Origin of the sequence: Neobacillus drentensis, from assembly GCF_036965645.1 — a bacterium.
Lineage (GTDB): Bacteria > Bacillota > Bacilli > Bacillales > Cytobacillaceae > Neobacillus > Neobacillus drentensis_D.
Genome location: NZ_JBALPZ010000241.1, coordinates 1 through 3,014, shown reverse-complemented (window position 1 = coordinate 3,014; position 3,014 = coordinate 1). Strand labels below are relative to the sequence as shown.

3 protein-coding genes are annotated in these 3,014 nt (G+C 32.9%); 2 read left to right on the top strand and 1 reads right to left on the bottom strand.

Annotated elements, in window-relative coordinates:
* Positions 1–120: 120 nt before the first annotated feature.
* The gene (locus V7266_RS29545; RefSeq protein WP_335472780.1) at positions 121–636 is read right to left on the bottom strand and encodes a DoxX family membrane protein; all 516 of its coding nucleotides are present in this window, start codon (positions 634–636) and stop codon (positions 121–123) included.
* 743 nt (positions 637–1,379) lie between these two features.
* Between V7266_RS29545 and V7266_RS29540 the strand changes: the two genes are divergently transcribed.
* Together V7266_RS29540 and V7266_RS29535 are read left to right on the top strand one after the other, a co-directional pair.
* Positions 1,380–1,718 carry a YmaF family protein gene (locus tag V7266_RS29540; RefSeq protein ID WP_335472779.1) on the top strand — a complete coding sequence of 113 codons (339 nt, stop codon included), beginning with the start codon at positions 1,380–1,382 and terminating at the stop codon, positions 1,716–1,718.
* Between the two features lie 194 nt (positions 1,719–1,912).
* Positions 1,913–2,803, top strand: coding sequence for a cation diffusion facilitator family transporter (locus tag V7266_RS29535; protein ID WP_335472778.1), 891 nt, complete (start codon positions 1,913–1,915; stop codon positions 2,801–2,803).
* The last annotated feature ends 211 nt before the right edge of the window (positions 2,804–3,014 follow it).

Genomic DNA, 3,014 nt, shown 5'->3' with positions numbered 1-3,014 from the left:
ATAATAAATCTTAACAAGCAACGTTTAAAATAGTTCAAAGAAAATGTCTATTCAAAAGAAATGAAGCATGTGGATTCGGGGTCCCCATGCTTTAATATTATGTACTTTCGTCCTCTATGTTCAAGTAGCACTTTGAGACAAGTGTTCAGTGCTTGCTTTACTAAATATCATTTTATTTAATACTGGAATAATCCAGCGATCCAATCCGATTTTGCTAGCATTGATACCTGCCACAAGAATAAACAGCCCTAATAAAACCATTTGGGGATTGGTACTTGTTGTTCCTGATAACATATAAGCAAAGTTCATAGTAAGACCCATTAATATAGAAAATGAAGTAAAAAATCCTAAAATTAATCCAAGACCCACGAATAACTCTCCCCAAGGAACCATGAAATTAAATAGATCCACGTATGGAATTGCAACTTCTTTTAAAAATTTCCCCCACCAAGGTTGAACAGAAGGGTGTTCACCAGACATGTTTTTTACTGCTCCATAAAGAAAGCCACTTGCATCAAATTTTCCGCTTGAAATTTTCCCCCAACCAGCATGTAACCACTGCCACCCAAGATAAAGTCTAAGTACAGTAAGTAACAGAGATACATAGCGATTTTCCTTTAATAATTGAATTAACATAATAAAACCTCCTAAGTAAATGATAATGATTATCAGTGATATTGATTATCATTATCAAATAATTCGACATAATTATCAATAAGAAAAAAGAACTAAATTATATCGAAATCCTAGTGATATATTCCTGCAAGTAAATTACTTCAATTTCCTTTCATGTTATTAATAAAGCAATTTATGATATAGATAAATCATAAATGGCTTTGTAATATTATAACAAACCAACTTCTTTATCTGCCTCAAAACTATTCTCAAACATCAGTGATTGTTTTTGCTAAAACGGCACCAGCAGGAACAGTTCCAACAACAATATAATCAATGGTATTTGATGAACTATTTTTCATTTTGAAAACCCCTTTTTAACATTTAGTTCGTTTTAAAAGTTTTAGAGCAAACCAATATCTATTTAGTAGTTTACTCTCAAAATGTGTTATGGAATGGACAAGTTGCCTAATATGAATCACCATATATGAAATTAATTAGCTCAAATTGAAATGGAAAAACTAACTGGTGTTATAACATAAATCAAAAATACAACAAATATCATAGTAAAGATGAGAGTAAAGGAGGGAAATAAGAGAAGGATTAGACTAATCTTACTGGTCATTTAAGCATGTATCAGTTTAACCAGATGTTAGTTGCACCCGAATCATTAGTATTCAATGAACAATTGTTCATTGAACGATTTTGAAGACAGGTTAATAAAAAGAAAATAAGCGAACAACTTTTGCGGGGAGAGTGTGGGAATGGCGAAGGTAGTGAAAGATGATTTTGTAAACGGTTTTGTGCCACACCATACTCATGGTTCAGTGGATTATACTTCGGTGGCGGATGGTCATGTTCATCAATGTTTAGATGTCACTTCTCCTCCAATCCAAACCCAGGATGGAAGCCATATTCATTATACAGAAGGTTATGTAATGTTTGAAGACGGTCATACCCATCATTATAAGGCATATTCGGGACCAGCTATACCAGTTGGAAATGGTATGCATGTACATTATTATGATTTTTATACCACTGAAAACGATCACCATCGGCATCACGTAAAAGGAGTTGACCAACCTGCTCCAGGTAACAAATAGTCATTCTTAAATCAAACCAACCTAACCTTGTCTAGGTTGGTTTTTTAATTTTTGCCTAAATGCAAATTTGTTAGTTTTCTATTAAACTTTTTTATAAACGATAAACTAATAGACCATTCCAATATTTTTTCTCTAGACTCACTCAATCTCCTTTTGATAAGATACAAAAGTGTCTTTTTTAGGAGGTAACAAAAATGGGTACTAGGGAATCAATAGCAAAAAAAGTTGCTTGGATAAGCGTAATAAGTAATATACTTCTAACTTTCGGGAAATTAATTGTCGGCTATTACGGAAAAAGTGATGCAGTATTTGCTGATGGAATCCATTCAGCCGCAGATGTTTTTGCTTCAGTAATAGTACTCTTAGTCATAAAAATAGCTAATAAACCTGCAGATAAGGAGCATCCTTATGGCCATGGAAAAGCAGAAGTAATTGTTTCAGGAATGGTTGGGATATTATTACTTATCGTATCTTTTTACGTGGTCTATGAGGGAATCGTTGGATTTTTTCATCCAATATCTGCACCAAATATACTTGCGATGTGGATAGCGATTGTCTCTTATGGTTTGAAAGAGTTTCTATATAGGTACTCACTAAGGGCTGCCAAGGTGCACAGTAGTAAAGCGATTGAAGCCATTGCATACGACCATAAAGCAGATATTGTGGCATCGATAGCAGCCGCAGGAGGGGTAATATTATCCATTATTGGGGAAAAACTTAAAATTCATGTTCTCCTTTATGGTGATAAAATTGCAAGTATTGTGGTTGCCATTTTAATTTTTAAAATAGCAATTGAAATGCTTAAAGAATCTTTTGATATTTTACTTGAAAGGAATATAGATACTGAAATAATAATGGACTACCGTTCGATTATTTCATCATTTCCAGATGTTAAACGCATCGATAAGATTAGAGCAAGGGAGCATGGCCACTATGTATTAGTGGACCTTAGAATTTCAATCGATCACGAGAAAACGATTAAAGAGGGACATGATCTTACAAGAGAAATCAAACAAGAGCTAATAAAAAAACATGATAATATTGAAGAGGTTCTTATCCACCTAAATCCTTATTATCAAAATTAGTTATTCAAATCCGCTATGTAGTAAGAAGCAAAGGATTACTATATTTAGAAAAAAGTTTATGCTATTATTCTAAAATATTTAATATATTGTAATACTTTATTAATAGTTTGTTCATAATCAAACAGTATGATTAATTTTGCAAACTAGGACATTTTGCAACCCTTTTAACCAAACCCCTAATAAAAAGATTCGGCATCTTGCCGAGTCTTTT